Annotated in this window: 10 protein-coding genes; 4 read left to right on the top strand and 6 right to left on the bottom strand. The window is 71.1% G+C overall.

Annotated features, from left to right (window positions below; genetic code table 11):
- Positions 1-5: 5 nt before the first annotated feature.
- Entirely contained in the window at positions 6-1,400 is a 1,395-nt protein-coding gene (locus EDF69_RS15720) for a helix-turn-helix domain-containing protein (protein WP_132883033.1), read from the bottom strand.
- A gap of 493 nt (positions 1,401-1,893) precedes the next feature.
- Positions 1,894-4,158 (bottom strand): NADP-dependent malic enzyme, encoded by a 2,265-nt coding sequence (locus EDF69_RS15725; RefSeq protein ID WP_132883032.1) that lies wholly within the window; start codon positions 4,156-4,158, stop codon positions 1,894-1,896.
- Between the two features lie 135 nt (positions 4,159-4,293).
- Between EDF69_RS15725 and mutS the strand changes: the two genes are divergently transcribed.
- Positions 4,294-6,870 (top strand): DNA mismatch repair protein MutS, encoded by a 2,577-nt coding sequence (gene mutS / locus EDF69_RS15730; protein ID WP_132883151.1) that lies wholly within the window; start codon positions 4,294-4,296, stop codon positions 6,868-6,870.
- Between the two features lie 7 nt (positions 6,871-6,877).
- Here mutS and EDF69_RS15735 read toward each other — a convergent pair whose 3' ends face one another.
- Genes EDF69_RS15735 through ubiA form a run of 3 tightly spaced genes read right to left on the bottom strand, consistent with a single transcriptional unit; the run spans position 6,878 to position 9,964 of the window.
- The gene (locus EDF69_RS15735) at positions 6,878-7,660 is read right to left on the bottom strand and encodes an inositol monophosphatase family protein (RefSeq protein ID WP_132883031.1); all 783 of its coding nucleotides are present in this window, start codon (positions 7,658-7,660) and stop codon (positions 6,878-6,880) included.
- Complete coding sequence (locus EDF69_RS15740) at positions 7,653-8,999, bottom strand: TldD/PmbA family protein (protein WP_132883030.1); 1,347 nt, start codon at positions 8,997-8,999, stop codon at positions 7,653-7,655. Before EDF69_RS15740 ends, EDF69_RS15735 begins: the two co-directional genes overlap by 8 nt.
- A 50-nt stretch (positions 9,000-9,049) precedes the next feature.
- On the bottom strand, positions 9,050-9,964 hold the full coding sequence (ubiA, locus tag EDF69_RS15745; protein ID WP_132883029.1) for a 4-hydroxybenzoate octaprenyltransferase: 915 nt from the start codon (positions 9,962-9,964) through the stop codon (positions 9,050-9,052).
- A gap of 333 nt (positions 9,965-10,297) precedes the next feature.
- Between ubiA and EDF69_RS15750 the strand changes: the two genes are divergently transcribed.
- From EDF69_RS15750 to EDF69_RS15760, 3 genes are read left to right on the top strand one after another with little or no spacing between them, the layout of a single operon-like run.
- The gene (locus tag EDF69_RS15750) at positions 10,298-11,977 is read left to right on the top strand and encodes a GGDEF domain-containing protein (RefSeq protein WP_165890002.1); all 1,680 of its coding nucleotides are present in this window, start codon (positions 10,298-10,300) and stop codon (positions 11,975-11,977) included.
- 32 nt (positions 11,978-12,009) lie between these two features.
- Positions 12,010-12,753 (top strand): 16S rRNA (uracil(1498)-N(3))-methyltransferase, encoded by a 744-nt coding sequence (locus EDF69_RS15755; protein WP_132883027.1) that lies wholly within the window; start codon positions 12,010-12,012, stop codon positions 12,751-12,753.
- Positions 12,754-12,811: 58 nt separating this feature from the next.
- A complete protein-coding gene (locus EDF69_RS15760; RefSeq protein ID WP_132883026.1) occupies positions 12,812-14,188 on the top strand; it encodes a glutamate--cysteine ligase in 1,377 nt (458 codons plus the stop codon).
- A gap of 107 nt (positions 14,189-14,295) precedes the next feature.
- Here the strand turns inward: EDF69_RS15760 and EDF69_RS15765 are convergent, their stop codons facing one another.
- Positions 14,296-15,582 (bottom strand): methyltransferase family protein, encoded by a 1,287-nt coding sequence (locus tag EDF69_RS15765; protein WP_165890001.1) that lies wholly within the window; start codon positions 15,580-15,582, stop codon positions 14,296-14,298.
- Between the last annotated feature and the right edge of the window lie 35 nt (positions 15,583-15,617).

Below are 15,617 nucleotides of genomic sequence, written 5' to 3' on the forward strand. Positions count from 1 at the left end.
GTCGGTCAGTCCCCGGCAAAGGCGAAGGGCGTCACCCCGCCCTCGCGCTCCTGGACCAGCAGCGCGTGTCCCGCCGGCGGCGCCGAGCGCTGGCCGCAGTCGCGCCGCGTGCAGGCGCGACAGCCAAGGCCGATGCCCACCGCCTCGCCGCCCAGCTCGGTGCCCCGCGCCGCCGCCCAGCCGCGCGCCTGGTCGGTCCCCAGCAGCAGCGCGATCGCATAGCGCGCGCGCACCCCCGCCACCTCGCCCACCGCCGGGTGGACGACGTGCGCCCAGCTGAACCAGCGGCTGCCGTCCTCCAGCTCGACCAGCTGGGTCACCGCCGCATCGGTGCGGGCGAACGCCTCGAACGCGCTCCACAGCGGGCAGAGCCCGGCGGCGTCCGCCACCGGCGATCCGCTCATCCCGGCAAAGCGCTTCGACACCTGCCCGGCCCGATCGATCCGCAAGAGGCAAAAGGCGAGCCCCCGTGCGCCCACCCGGCCCAGCGTGGTCAGCCGATGCGCCACCTGCTCGAACGACGTGCCAAACCGCCGCGCGAGCAGCGGCACGTCATAGCCGGTCGCCTCGCACGCGCGCAGGAATCGGGCGTAGGGCATGGTCACGGCCGCCGCGAAATAGCCCAGCAGGTGGCGGCGATAGAGCCGCTCCGCCGCCCGATCGGTAAAGCCGGCGCCGCGCACCAGCGCCTCCACCGGCACCCGCGCCTCGCCCTGCCCGATCTGCCGCGCGAGCAGCTGCAGGCGCTGCGCCGGCCCCAGCAGCTCCGACAGCTGCAACTGCCGCGCGTGAAGGTCCAGGCGATAGAGCCGGTCGGGCAGCACCTCGGCCGGCAGCACCCGCACCGAAAGCTGGTGGCGCACCCGCAGCCGCTCGGCGAGCGCGGCGCCAAGGTCCGCTGCCGACTGCCGCAGCTCGTCGGCCACGCCCTCGGCGAGTTCGTCCAGTTCGGCGAAATGGTTGCGCCACCGCTCCACTTCGCGCCGCACCAGCACCTGCGGGTCGTCCGCGGCAGGTGCGGCTCCGGGGGCACCCGCCGCGCCGCCCAGCCGGTCGAACACGCGCGCGAACGCCTCCGCCCCGCCAGGCGCGCTCGCCAGCCACTCGGCGACTTCATGGCGGTCGATCTCCAGGTCCGCGAACATCGGGTCAGCCAGCCGCCGCCGCAGCGCATCCACCCCGCCCGCCGGCTCGCCGCTGGTCAGCGTGCGCGGATCGAAGTCGAACCGCTCGGCCAGCCGCACCAGCAATGCCGCCGACAAGGGACGCTGGTTGCGCTCCACGAGGTTGAGGTAGCTGGGCGAAATGCCGAGCAGTTCGGCCATCGCCGCCTGGGTGAGCCCAGCCTGCCGCCGCACCCGACGGACCGCATGTCCCGCCAGCAGCTTGCGCTCCGCCATCCCACTCCTTCCCGGCATCGTCTGTGAAGACTTTACAGCATCACTGCTTCCGGGGCGAGCGTTTCCACTCCATGACCCCTTTTGTAGCGCGCGCGTGCTTCTGAAAGGCGCAGTCGTAGGGCAAGGAAGTCCGGCAACTTCAGGGTGCAGCTGTAAAGGACATGACAAGGTCGTGTCGCCGGCAGCGGACCTTGCCGTCCGGCACCCCGATCACCGTCTCGGCCGGGCCTAGAGCCCCGCCCACCCGTTCCTGGGGAGGAAAGGTGCCCGCCGGAGTCTCTCCGGCGGGCATTTTCATGTGTGAGGCGCGGCATGGCAGCCGCGTATCCCTGGGGCAGGAAGGCACCCAAGGCTCAGCAGAGCAACCTAGGCCACGCTTCAACAACCCTGGGCTCCTGCCTACAGGAGCACGACGAAGGGCAACGTGAGCGACCTGGCGCAGCCCCGCCATCAGCGGGAGGAGCCGCGCAACCGCGGCCCCTCCCCCGAAGGATCAGCCGTCGACCATGCCGCCGGCCGCCAGCACCGCCAGCGTCACCAGCTCGCTCGCGGTCGACGTCATCGGCGCGATCTGCACCGGCTTTTCCATGCCGATCAGCATCGGGCCGATCATGTCGTCGCCGCCCAGTTCGCGCAGCAGCTTGGCCGAGATGTTGGCCGACTGCAGACCCGGCATGATCAGCACGTTGGCCGGGCCCGACAGGCGCGCGAACGGATAGTTCGCCAGCTGGCGCGGGTTGAGCGCGACGTCGGGCGTCATCTCGCCCTCATATTCGAAGCTCACCTCGCGCTTGTCGAGCACGCCGACGGCCCCGCGAAGCTGCTCCAGCCACTTGCCCTCGGGGTTGCCGAAGTTGGCGTAGCTCAGGAACGCGACCCGCGGCTCGTGGCCCATGCGACGCGCGACCTGCGCGGTCGCTTCGGCGATGTCGGCCAGCTCCTCGGAGTTCGGACGCTCGTTGACCGTCGTGTCGGCGATGAACACCGTGTGGCTCTGCCCCACCAGCACGTGGATGCCGAACGGCGTGCGGCCTTCCTTGGGATCGATCACGCGGCGCAGCTCGCGGATCGTCTGCGCATAGGTGCGCGTGACGCCCGTGATCATCGCATCGCCCTCGCCCAGCTGCAGCAGCAGTGCGCCGAAGATGTTGCGATCCTGGTTCACCATCCGCTCGCAATCGCGACGCAGATAGCCGCGGCGCTGGAGGCGCGCGTAGAGGAAGTCGACCATCTGCGGCACCAGCGGCGAATGGCGGCTGTTGTGGACTTCGTAGGTCTCCGGGTCCGTGACACCCAGCGCGCGCAGGCGATCGTACACGTCGTCGCGGCCCACCAGCACCGGCGTGCCATAACCGCCCTCGCGGAAGTTGATCGCGGCGCGCAGCACCACCTCTTCCTCGCCCTCGGCAAAGATGACGCGCTTCGGGTGCGCCTTGGCGCCCTCATAGGCGAGGCTGAGCACCGAGGTGGTCGGATTGAGCCGGCCGCGCAGCGTGTGGCGATAGGCGTCCATGTCCAGGATCGGCTTGGTCGCCACGCCCGACTCCATCGCCGCCTGGGCGACGGCGGCGGGCACCAGCTCCATCAGCCGCGGATCGAACGGCGCCGGGATGATGTATTCCGGGCCGAAGCTGTGCTTGACGCCATAGGCGGCCGCGACTTCCTCGGGCACCTGCTGGCGCGCGAGCTTGGCGATCGCCTTTGCGGCGGCGACCTTCATCGCGTCGTTGATCGTGGTCGCGCGCACGTCGAGCGCGCCGCGGAAGATGAACGGGAAGCCCAGCACGTTGTTGACCTGGTTCGGATAGTCCGAACGGCCGGTGGCGATGATCACGTCCGGGCGCGCGGCCTTGGCCTCGGGCGGGGTGATCTCCGGATCCGGGTTCGCCATCGCGAACACGATCGGGTTCGGCGCCATCTTCTTGAGCAGCTCGGCCGGCAGTGCGTTCGCCGCCGACAGCCCCATGAACACGTCGGCGCCGTCCAGCGCCTCGGCGAGCGTGCGCTTGTCGGTGGCGACGGCATGCGCCGACTTCCACTGGTTCATGCCGGCTTCGCGGCCCTGGTAGAGCACGCCGTCCAGGTCGACCATCAGCAGGTTTTCCTGCTTGACGCCCATCACCTTCACCAGGTCTGCGCAGGCGAGTGCGGCCGCACCCGCGCCGTTCATCACCACCTTGGTCTCGGCGATGTCGCGCTTGGTCAGGTACAGCGCGTTGATCAGGCCAGCGGCGGCGATGATGGCGGTGCCGTGCTGGTCGTCATGGAACACCGGGATGTTCATGCGTTCGCGCAGGGTCTGCTCGATGATGAAGCATTCCGGGGACTTGATGTCCTCCAGGTTGATGCCGCCAAAGGTCGGCTCCATCAGCTCGACCGCGTCGATGAAGCGATCGACGTCCTCGGTCTTCAGCTCGATGTCGATCGAATCGACGTCGGCGAAGCGCTTGAACAGCACCGACTTGCCTTCCATCACCGGCTTGGACGCGAGCGCGCCCAGGTTGCCGAGGCCAAGGATCGCGGTGCCGTTGGAGATCACCGCGACCAGGTTGCCCTTGGCGGTATAGTCATAGGCGGTGGCAGGGTCGGCCGCGATCGCGCGCACCGGCACGGCGACGCCCGGCGAATAGGCGAGCGCCAAGTCGCGCTGCGTCGACATCGGCTTCGACGCGATGATCTCGATCTTTCCCGGGCGCCCCTCCGAATGGAACAGCAGCGCCTCGCGCTCGGAGAATTGGACGTTCGATTCTTCTGCCATCTGCAACCTTCCCGCACTGATGGCTCTGCCCTTAGGACGCATCCTCGCCTCCGTCACCCCACCGCAGCGGGCATGACGCCGGTCGCTTCTTCGGCTACCCACGCGCGCATGCCTGCCGTTCCAGCCCCGACCCCGATGATGGCGCAATATCTCGCGCTCAAGGCCGAAGCCGCCGACTGCCTGCTGTTCTACCGCATGGGCGACTTTTTTGAACTGTTTCACGACGACGCTAAAATCGCTGCGGCCGTGCTCGACATCGCGCTCACCGCGCGCGGCGAGCATGAGGGCGCCAAGATCCCGATGTGCGGCGTGCCGATCCATGCCGCCGAGGGGTACCTGGCGCGGCTGATCAAGGCCGGGCACCGTGTCGCCATCGCCGAGCAGGTCGAGACGCCCGAGGAAGCCAAGAAACGCGGCGGCTCCAAGGCGCTGGTCGCGCGCGCGATCGTGCGCGTGGTCACCGCCGGCACGCTAACCGAGGAAGCGCTGCTCGACGCGCGCGCCGCCAACTGGTGTGTGGCGGTGGGCGAGGCGGGCGGCGAGGTCGCGATCGCCGCCGCCGACGTCTCCACCGGCCGCTTCGAGCTGATCGAGACGGACGCGCATGCGCTCGCCGCCACCATCGCCCGGCTCGCCCCTGCCGAGGTGGTCGCCTCCGAGTCTTCCGCCTTTGCCGAGATCGCAACCAGTCTGCGTCCCCGGATCGACTTCGACAGCGCCGCCGGGGAGGCGCGGCTGAAGGCGCTGTTCGGGGTCGCCACACTCGACGGCTTCGGCAGCTTCGGCCGCGCCGGGCTCGCCGCGGCCGGCGGGCTGGTCGCCTATCTCGACCATACCGCGCGCGGCAGCCTCCCCTTCCTCCGCCCGCCCCTGGTGTCGCGCAACGACCAGTGCATGGCCGTCGACGCCGCCACCCGCGAGAGCCTGGAGCTCACCCGCACCACCTCCGGCACCCGCAGCGGCAGCCTGCTCGACGCCGTGGACCGCACCGTCACGGGTGCCGGCGCACGCCTGCTCGGTGCCGACATCGCCGCGCCGCTGATGGACCGTGCCGCAATCGAGGCGCGGCTCGACGCCGTCACCCGCTTCCACGACGATCCCGGCCTGCGCGACGGCGTGCGCTCCGCCCTGCGCGCGCTTCCCGACGTTGGCCGCGCGCTCGGCCGCATCGCCGCCGGCCGCGGCTCCCCGCGCGACCTGGGGCAGCTGCGCGACGGCCTGGACGGTGCCCGCACGCTCGGCGACCGCCTCGAACAGCTCGCCGACGCGCCGCCGCTGCTTGGCCGGCTGGTGCCGGCGCTGCGCGGCCACGGTGCGCTGGTCGAGCTGCTCACCCGCGCGCTCGTCCCTTCACCGCCGATCGACGCCGCCAACGGCGGCTATATCGCCGAAGGCTATGACGCCGCCCTCGACGATCTGCGCGCCACCGGCGCCGGCGGCCGCCGCGCCATCGCCGCGCTGGAGGCGGAGTTCCGCACCCGCACCGGCGTCAACGCGCTCAAGATCCGCCACAACGGCGTGCTCGGCTATCATATCGAGGTGCCGGCCCGCGCCGCCGACGCGCTGATGAAGGCCGACAGCGGCTTCACCCACCGCCAGACGCTCGCCGGCTGCGTGCGCTTCAACGCGCCCGAACTCCATGACGTGGCATTGAAGGTCACCCAGGCGGGCGCCCATGCGCTCGCCGCCGAGGCCGCACATCTGGAGGAACTGACCGGCCAGGTGCTTGCAACCCGCGAGGCGATCGCCGCCACTGCCGACGCCCTCGCCCGCATCGACGTCGCCGCCGGCCTCGCCGAGCGCGCGGCCGAGGGCGGCTGGGCACGCCCCGACCTGGTCGACCACGCCTGCCTGGAGATCGAGGGCGGCCGCCACCCGGTGGTCGAAGCCGCCGTCGCCAAGGCCGGCGGCCGCTTCGTTGCCAACGACTGCCGCCTGTCGGAGGACAATCGCCTGTGGCTGGTGACCGGCCCCAACATGGGCGGCAAGTCGACCTTCCTGCGCCAGAACGCGCTGATCGCAGTGCTGGCCCAGGCGGGCAGCTACGTCCCCGCCACCCGCGCCACGCTCGGCCTGGTCGACCGGCTGTTCAGCCGCGTCGGCGCCTCGGACAATCTCGCGCGCGGCCGCTCTACCTTCATGGTCGAGATGGTCGAGACCGCCGCCATTCTGGCGCAGGCGACCCCGCGCAGCTTCGTGATCCTGGATGAAGTCGGCCGCGGCACCTCCACCTACGACGGCCTCGCCATCGCCTGGGCGGTGGTGGAGGCGATCCACGAGGACAACCGCTGCCGCTGCCTGTTCGCGACCCATTATCACGAGCTCACCCGCCTGGCGGAACGCTGCGAGGCGCTGAGCCTGCACCACGTGCGTGCGCGCGAGTGGAAGGGGGACCTTGTGCTCCTCCACGAACTGGGCGAGGGCCCGGCCGACCGCAGCTACGGCCTGGCGGTGGCCCGGCTCGCGGGGCTTCCGCCCGCCACGGTCGCCCGCGCGAAAGCGGTGCTCGCCAAGCTCGAGGCGGGTCGCCAGAAGACCGGCGGGCTTGCCGCCGGGCTCGACGACCTGCCGCTGTTCGCCGCCTTCCAACCGGCCGAGGAGGAAAAGCCCGATGCGCTGCGCAGCGAACTCGCCACGCTGGACCTCGACTCCCTCACCCCGCGCGCAGCGCTCGACGCGCTCTACCGGCTGAAGGATCTCGCCCGCGCCTAGCGGGCGGTCAGGGCCGCCCCAGCGCCGCGATCGCGCGCGGCCGGAGGCGCTCCACCGCCGCCGCATGGATGCCGGGCGCGGTCGCCAGCACGCCGAACGCCTGCGCGCGCGGCGTGTTGAAGCGCAGCGGCTTGCCGAGCGAGTCGGTCACGGTCGCGCCGGCCTCGCGCAGCAGCAGCACCGCCGCGGCCACGTCCCATTCATTGCCCCAGCGGAAGGTCGCGAGCAGGTCCGCCTCGCCCGCCGCCACCATCGCCATGCGCAGCGCGATCGAATTGGGCTTGGCCACGGCCACGAGGTCGCGGTCCGCCTTGGGCAGCGCGTCCACCGGCGTGCGCGCGCCCGCGATCCGGGCGATGTCGCTCGCCGTCAGCCGCACGCCGTTGCGCCACGCGCCCTCGCCCGCCGCCGCGCGCCAGCGCTCGTGCCGCGCCGGGGCATCGAGCACGCCCAGCACCGGCTGCCCATCCTCCACCAGCGCCACCGACACCGACCAGCCCGGCCGCCCGCGGATATAGTCGCGGGTGCCGTCGATCGGATCGACGATCCACACCCGCCGCTTGGCAAGCCGGACGGGATCGTCGGCCGATTCCTCCGACAGCCAGCCCGCGTCCGGCAGCAGCGCGCTCAGCCGCTCGCGCAGCAGCGCGTCCACCGCCAGGTCGATCTCGCACACCGGGTTCCCCGGCGCCTTTTCCCAGCGCTCGAAGTCGGTCGCCGCGCGCCCATGCGCCAGCGTCGCCGCTTCGGCAGCGATCGCCGCCAGTTCGTCGAGCAGCGTGTCAGCCACCCGCCACCGTCATCCCGTCGATCCGGATCGTCGGCACGTTCACGCCATAGCGGAATTCCAGGTCGCTCGCCGGCACCAGGCCCGCGAACATCTGGCGCAGGTTGCCCGCGATGGTGATCTCCGCGACCGGGCGGGTGATTGCGCCCTTCTCGATCAGGAAGCCGGCGGCGCCGCGGCTATAGTCGCCCGTCACGCCGTTCACGCCATGCCCGATCAGTTCGGTCACCAGCACGCCGTGCTCGATCTCGCCGATCAGCGCCTCGCGCGTGATGCGCCCCGCTTCCATGTAGAGGTTGCTGGTGCCCACGCCCGGCCCGCCGCCGATCCCGCGGGTGGCATGGCCGGTCGGCTCCAGCCCCAGCTGCCGCGCCGAGGCGCTGTCCAGCAGCCAGCTCTGCAGCACGCCGCTCTCGACGATCGCAAGCGGCGAGACCGGCAGCCCCTCGCCGTCGAACGGCCGTGAGCGCAGGCCGCGCGGCCGGTGCGGATCGTCGCGGATGGTGACGCCCGGCCCGAACACCGCCGTCCCGAGCGCCTCGCGCAGGAAGCTGGTGCCGCGGGCCACGCCCGGCCCCGCGATCGCGCCGGTCAGATGGCCGAGCAGGCTCGACCCCACCCGCGGATCGAACACCACCGGCATCGCACCCGACGCAATCCGCGCCGGATCGAGCCGCGCCACCGCACGCTCGCCCGCCAGGCGCCCGATCGCCTCCGGCGCCTCCAGCGACGCGCGATGGCGCGCGCTGTGGTGCGCATAGTCGCGCTGCATGCCCGATCCGGTACCCGCCAGCACGCTTGCCGAGACGCCGTGGCTGGTGACGGCGTAGCTGCCGGCAAAGCCGTGGCTGGTGGCCAGCGCCACCACCGCGCGGCTGGCACTCGCACTGCCGCCCTCGGAGTTGGTGACGCCAGCCACGCCGCGCGCCGCATCCTCGGCCGCCAGCGCCTGCGCCTTCAGCGCCTCGGGCGAGACCTCGCCGCCGTCGTCGAGGTCGAGCAGCGGGGCGGTGCCCTTCATCAGCCGATCGGCCGGCGCCAGCCCGGCCCAGGCGTCCTCGGGCGCCAGCCGCGCCATCGCCACCACCCGCTCGGCCACCGCGTCCAGCGCCGCGTCCGACAGGTCGGAGGTGGCGACGCTCGCCGAACGCTTGCCGACGAAGACGCGCAGGCCCAGCTCGCCGCCCTCGGATCGGCCGACGTCCTCCAGCGCGCCCAGGCGCACGGAGACGGAAAGCGCCGTGTCGGCGATCAGGATGGCGTCGGCGGCATCGGCGCCACGGGCGCGGGCTCGGTCGATCGCCTGCGCGGCACGGGCTTGCGCCTGTTCGGGGGTCAGCATGGCCGCGACTTAGGGAGCCGGGGCCCCAAGGTCAAAGCCGCGGCGGCGATTCAGGCCGCCGTCCCCACCACCAGGCAGGCCAGGAACATCAGCAGCCCCGCGTCGCGATTGCTGCGGAACCGCGCCAGCGTGTTGTGCCCGTCCTGCGGCGAAAGCGTCGCCACCTGCCACAACAGGTGCAGCGCCATTGGCAGCAGCGCCACGAGCGCGAGCGGCGTCGGGAACACCTGCCAGAAGGCGCCCGCCCAGCACAGCAGCGACACCAGGTACAGGCCTGCGACGCCGGGCCGAACCTTCGCCCCCATCGCCCGTGCCGACGAACGCACGCCCACCAGCGCATCGTCCTCCACGTCCTGCAGGGCATAGATGGTGTCGTAGCCGATCACCCAGGTGATCGATCCCGCATAGAGCAGCAGCATCGGCACGATGCTGCCGTGGGTCACCTCCACCCAGCCGACCGGCGCCGCCCAGCTGAACACGATCCCAAGCCACGCCTGCGGCCACCAGGTGATCCGTTTCATGAAGGGATAGGCAGCGACCAGCACGATGCTGGAGACGGCGACGATCGCGGCCGCCAGCCTCAGCTGCACCAGCACCAGCAGCCCGACCGCGCACAGGATCAGCAGCCAGGCCCAGGCCGCCTTCAGCGACACCGCCCCGCTCGCCAGCGGCCGGCTGCGCGTGCGCGCCACCTGCCGGTCGAGGTCGCGGTCGACGATGTCGTTGTAGACGCAGCCCGCGCCCCGCATCGCGATGCTGCCGAGCAGGAACCACGCGATCATGTCCCAGCGCGCGATCCCCTGGCCCGCCAGCGCGATCGCCCAGGCGCCGGGCCAGAACAGCAGCCACCAGCCGATCGGGCGGTCGAAGCGCGCCAGCAAGGCGAACGGCCGCAGCCCCGCCGGCAGCCGCCCGACGAGCCCGCGATGCTCGCTGTCGGGAACGATCTCGGTCGCCGCCGTCATCGCGTGCCGCCCCTCGCCTGGGGAACGTGGCGGAAGGAGCTTGAGTGCCGGCGCGGCTGCAACAGAAGAATCGGGGATGTCATGCGGCCTGCTGCCACAGATGGACGGAGCTTGGACAGCCCGTGTGCGTGGTCGCCCGGGAAACTCCCGCGCGCTTCCCGCGTTGCCCGAGCTCACCGACTACATTATTTACTGTTTACGTGCTTGAAGGCCCTGGACGGCGCCACAAAGCGAGCGCCGAATCCCAGGAGACGCAAGATCAGGTCGAACAAGCTGCTCCCCTTCAAGGGGTTCTGGCGTGCGGTCTCCGCCAGCCTGACCGCCCGCGTTCTGATGGTGGGCATGCTGCTGATCGGCCTCCTCGCGCTGGTCGGCTTCGTGGCGTTCGGCCGCGTCGTCGACCTGACGCTGGTGCGGCTCGGGTCGGGCTTTGCCGAGCGGCAGGTACTCTATGATCGGGCACGCGGCCTCGGCACGCTGCAGCGGGATGTCGCGCTTGCCGAAACGAACGCGCGTTCGGAAGCGCTCATCGGCTGGCTGCGCGACGAGGGCAATCCCGCAAAGCGCCGCGCCGCCATCGCCGAGCTGCGCCGCGTCGTGCAGCTGTCGGCGGGCGGCACCTTCTTCGTGGGCTCCGCCGCCTCGCGCCAATATTTCTACGAGGAGCCCGGCAGCCGCTATTCGGCCGACCGCCCGCGCCTCACCGTGCAGCCGGGCAACAACCGCGACCGCTGGTTCTTCGAGGCGCTGTCCCGCCCGCGCGACTGCCACCTGAACGTCGACGCGGACGATCTCGCCAAGCGCACGCGCGTGTTCGTCAACTGCGTGATCCGCTTCGAGGGCAAGGCACTGGGCGTCACCGGGACCGCCGTCGACCTTTCCTCCTTCGTGCACGAGGCGCTGGCCGACACCCAGGCCGGCGTCTCCACCTTCTTCGTCGACCACGACGGGGCCGTGCAGGCGCATCGCGATCCGAGCAAGGTCGACCGCTATTCCGACCCCAACCGCAAGCATCCGCCCACCGTCTTCGCCATGCTGAGCAACGCCGACGATCGCGCCCGGCTGCACGCGATGATGGCGGACGTCGCCTCGGGCCGCGCGTCCGCGCGGTCCAGCTTCCTGGAGATGGGCGGCGAACGCGTGCTGGTCGGCGTCGGTTATCTGAACGGGCTCGACTGGTACAATGTGACGGTCATGGACACCGATGCCATGGTGGACCGCCGCCTGTTCGGCCCGCTCGCCGCGCTGATCGTGCTGATGCTGGTGATCGGCGGCGCGCTCGCCGTCGTCCTGTTCAAGCGCGTGGTGCTCGATCCGCTCCGCCAGCTCGAGATGAGCGTGATCGAGGCGGAACGCGGCAACTTTCAACCCGCCGAGCAGCTCGACTCCGACCGCAACGACGAGATCGGGCGCCTGTCGCGCCGGTTCGCGGCAATGGCACGCGCGGTCGCCGAACACACCCGCTCGCTCGAAGCGCGGGTGCGAGAGCGGACGATCGAGCTGGAACGGCTCGCCAACCGCGATTCGGCGACCGGCGTCGCCAACCGCCGCGGCTTCGTGGCGGCGTTCGATGCGGTGCAGCGTCAGCGCGGCGCGGGCTCGGTCGGGCTGCTGCTGATCGACGTCGACCATTTCAAGCAGATCAACGACCGCTTCGGCCATGTCGCGGGCGATGCCGTGGTGGCGGAGATCGCGCACCGCATCCAGGCAGCACTCCGCCCCACGGACCTGTGCGGCCGCTGGGGAGGCGACGAATTCATCGTGCTCTTGCCCGGCCTCGGCGCTGATCCGCTGGAAACCGTCTCGGACCGGCTGGTCGCGGCCGTCTGCGCGGCGCCCGTCGTGCTGGGGGATGGCGCGCGCGTCCCGATCACGCTCAGCGTCGGCGCCTATTGCGTGACGCCCGGCGACACGATCGACACCGCGACCGATCGCGCGGACGCCGCCATGTACCAGGCGAAGAAGGAGGGGCGCGACCGCGTCATCGTCGCCGACGATTGCCCGGTGACGTGACGAAGCCGCCCGCTTCGCCTAACACCCGGTCCATGCCCGCAACCCCCGCCTGGCCGCCGCAGTCCACCCCGCGCCTGTTCCTGGAAGCGACGATCGCACCCGATGCCGCGATCCGCATCGACGGACCGCAGGCGCATTATCTGCTGTCGGTGCTGCGGGCGAAGCCGGGCGATCCGGTCAAGCTGTTCGACGACCGGACCGGCGAGTGGCTCGCGACCGTCGCCCATGCCGGCAAGCGTGACCTCACCCTCCAGGTCACCGACCTGCTGCGCCCGCGTGAGCCGGTGCCCGACCTGTGGCTCTGCGCCGCCCCGCTCAAGAAGGGGCGCATCGACTGGACGGTGGAAAAGGCGTGTGAGCTGGGCGTGGCGCGCATCGTCCCGGTGCTCACCCGCCGCACCGTGGTCGACCGGCTCAACCTCGACCGGCTGCGCGCGCATGCGATCGAGGCGGCCGAGCAGTGCGACCGCACCGCCCTTCCCGAGCTGGCCGAGCCGGTGAAGCTCGCCGCGCTGCTGCGCGACTGGCCCGCCGAGCGCGCGCTGTTCTTCGCCGACGAGACCGGCGGCGCCCCGGCGTCTGCGACCATGGCGCAGCACCGCGGCCCCGGCGCCGTGCTGATCGGGCCGGAGGGCGGCTTCGACGCGGAGGAGCGCGAGGCGATCCGCGCGCTGCCCCAGGCCTACGGCGTCACGCTCGGCCCCCGCATCCTGCGCGCGGAGACAGCGGCGGCCGCCGCGATCAGCGTCTGGATGGCCAGCGCCGGCGACTGGTAACGTACGGCATCAAAACGGCGCTGGCGCCGCACCGCGGCACCGCCTATGGGCGCAGCCCATGAGCACCAAGACCGTTTCGGACACCAGCGCAGCGGTCATCGAGACCCGCGACCAGCTGATCGGCTATTTCGCAGGCGGCGAGAAGCCCGCGGAACGCTGGCGCATCGGCACGGAGCACGAGAAGTTCGTGTTCCGCACCAGCGACCATCGCGCCCCCAGCTATGACGAGCCCGGCGGCATCCGCGACCTGCTGCTGGCGCTGACCGAGTTCGGCTGGACGCCGATCGAGGAGAACGGCAAGGTCATCGCGCTCGCCGGCAAGGACGGCACCGTCAGCCTGGAGCCCGCCGGCCAGCTCGAACTCTCGGGCGCCCCGCTCGAGAACCTGCACCAGACCTGCGGAGAGACCGGCCGCCACCTGCAACAGGTGAAGGCCGTCGGCGAGAAGCTGGGCCTGGGCTTCCTGGGTCTGGGCATGTGGCCGGACAAGACCCGTGCCGAGCTGCCGATCATGCCCAAGGGCCGCTACGCCATCATGCTCAACCACATGCCGCGCGTCGGCAGCATGGGGCTCGACATGATGCTGCGCACCTGCACCATCCAGGTGAACCTCGACTATGCTTCCGAAGCGGACATGGTGCAGAAGTTCCGCGTCGGCCTGGCGCTCCAGCCGCTCGCAACCGCACTGTTCGCGAACTCGCCGTTCACCGAAGGCAAGCCCAACGGCATGCTTTCCTATCGCAGCCACATCTGGTCGGACACCGATCCGCACCGCACCGGCATGCTGCCCTTCGTGTTCGAGGACGGCTTCGGCTACGAACGCTATGCCGACTATGCGCTCGATGTGCCGATGTACTTCGTCTACCGCGACGGCAAGTATATCGACGCGGCCGGCCTCTCCTTCCGCGACTTCCTGAAGGGTGAGCTCTCCGTCCTCCCCGGCGAGCTGCCGACGATGGACGACTGGGCCGACCATCTCTCCACCGCCTTCCCCGAAGTGCGACTCAAGACCTTCCTGGAGATGCGCGGCGCCGATGGCGGTCCCTGGGGCCGGATCTGCGCGCTCCCGGCGCTGTGGGTCGGCCTCCTCTACGACCAGGGCGCGCTCGATGCCGCCTGGGACCTCGTCAACGACTGGAGCCTGGAGACCCGCCAGGCGCTCCGCGACTCGGTGCCGCGCCTCGGCCTCGACGCGCCGCTCGGGACCAAGGGCGGCACGCTGCGCGACATCGCCCGGCAGGTGCTCGACATCGCCGGTGCCGGCCTCAAGGCGCGCGGCCGCCTCGACGCGGCCGGCGACGACGAGACCGGCTTCCTCACCCCGTTGCGCGATGTCGTGCGCGACGGCCGGGTACCCGCGCAGCAGCTGCTCGACCGCTACGGCAGCAGCTGGGACGGCGACGTCACGCGGGTGTACGACGAACTGACGTTCTGACCGCGACTTCATGACCGTTCCCGTGCTCCTGCGAAAGCAGGAGCCCAGAGCCACACAGCACAGCGCCTGTTACCCTGGGCTCCTGCGTAGGCAGGAGCACGGCACCGCTAGCCGCGCAGCCATTTGAAGAACCGCGGCACCACCCCGTGCCGCCCCATCCAGTCATAATATGCCCGGTAGTCGGGATCGGCGAGCAGGTGCCGCTCCTCGGTGCGCGCGCGCCAGTAATAGACGCCGCTCACCAGCCCCAGGATCGCGGTGTTGCGGAACGCGTCCAGCCAGTTGCCGGTCGTCACCAGCATCGGCCAGCTCACCAGCCACCAGAACAGGTTCTTCGACAGATAGGCCGGGTGGCGGCTCCAGGCGTACGGCCCGTTGGTGATGATCCCGCGATTGGTGAGGTTGGAGAAGCGCAGGCCGAACGCCACCGTCGCCCACGCATAGACGAACGTCAGCGCCACCAGCGCCGCGCCGATCGCCGCGAGGATCACCGGATGCCCCGCGAACCAGTGCGTCCACTCGGCCCCTCCCGGATGATAGTCGAGCGGGCCACCGTCGCCCATCAGCACGAACGGGGGGTAGCAGATCAGCGCCGCCGCCCAGCCGGCCGCATAGGGATTGGCCGAGCGGATGTGCGTGTCGATCGGCCGCAGCGCCAGGATATAGCCGCAGGTCGCAAACGCCACGTCCACCAGGAACATGAAGGTGATCAGCCACTGTGCCAGCGCTACGGGATCGTGCAGCACCGTGGCCGTGTCGGCGGCGACGAACTCGCGGAAGCCGCCCGGCACGATCCCCAGCATGAACGCCAGGAAGAACGCCTTCACCGCCCAGGCGCGCAGATGGTCGAAGATCGCCTCGCGCTCGATCGGCTCGTCCAGATGCATCAGCCAGGCGCCGAACGCCCAGCAGCCGTCGCGCGGCGCCACCAGGTGGCGGTCGATCCACAGCACATAGGGGATCGACAGCACGAACAGCACCGGCGCCGCATAGCCGAAGCACCACATGGCAAAGGCGAAGCCGCCGTCCCAATAGAAGCGCCCGGTCGCATAGAGCAGCGCGATCCCCACCCAGGTCGCCCACAGCCCCGCCAGCTTGGTGATGCTGACGTCCAGCGTCGCCCGCCACGGCCGCGGGTTCGCCCAGTCGATCCCGGTCGAAGGGTTGCGATGCACCTTGTCCACCAGCACCGACCAGGCGAGCATCGGCAGCCCGCAGGCGACGAGGCTCACCAGCGCCGCATAGGGCCCGTCCATGCCGTAGTGGCGCGCGATCGCGACCCAGGCGAGCAGCCCGGCCATGCCGGCGAGGCCGGTGCCCGTGCTCACCGCCGATCGCGGGCGCGGATCGGCGGCGGTCGCGGTGTCGGCAGCGGGCACGAGCGTGGAGGCCATGCCCGACCCTAGCCGCCGCACCCGGCGGATCGAAG

Source organism: Sphingomonas sp. JUb134, from assembly GCF_004341505.2.
Lineage (GTDB): Bacteria > Pseudomonadota > Alphaproteobacteria > Sphingomonadales > Sphingomonadaceae > Sphingomonas.

Excerpts from the sequence above, each read along its gene's own strand:
- EDF69_RS15750 (WP_165890002.1), top strand. The coding sequence starts at position 10,298 with ATGGTGGGCATGCTGCTGATCGGCCTCCTCGCGCTGGTCGGCTTCGTG.
- EDF69_RS15755 (WP_132883027.1), top strand. The coding sequence starts at position 12,010 with ATGCCCGCAACCCCCGCCTGGCCGCCGCAGTCCACCCCGCGCCTGTTC.
- EDF69_RS15720 (WP_132883033.1), bottom strand. The coding sequence starts at position 1,400 with ATGGCGGAGCGCAAGCTGCTGGCGGGACATGCGGTCCGTCGGGTGCGG.
- ubiA (WP_132883029.1), bottom strand. The coding sequence starts at position 9,964 with ATGACGGCGGCGACCGAGATCGTTCCCGACAGCGAGCATCGCGGGCTC.
- EDF69_RS15740 (WP_132883030.1), bottom strand. The coding sequence starts at position 8,999 with ATGCTGACCCCCGAACAGGCGCAAGCCCGTGCCGCGCAGGCGATCGAC.
- EDF69_RS15765 (WP_165890001.1), bottom strand. The coding sequence starts at position 15,582 with ATGGCCTCCACGCTCGTGCCCGCTGCCGACACCGCGACCGCCGCCGAT.
- EDF69_RS15760 (WP_132883026.1), top strand. The coding sequence starts at position 12,812 with ATGAGCACCAAGACCGTTTCGGACACCAGCGCAGCGGTCATCGAGACC.
- EDF69_RS15725 (WP_132883032.1), bottom strand. The coding sequence starts at position 4,158 with ATGGCAGAAGAATCGAACGTCCAATTCTCCGAGCGCGAGGCGCTGCTG.
- mutS (WP_132883151.1), top strand. The coding sequence starts at position 4,294 with ATGATGGCGCAATATCTCGCGCTCAAGGCCGAAGCCGCCGACTGCCTG.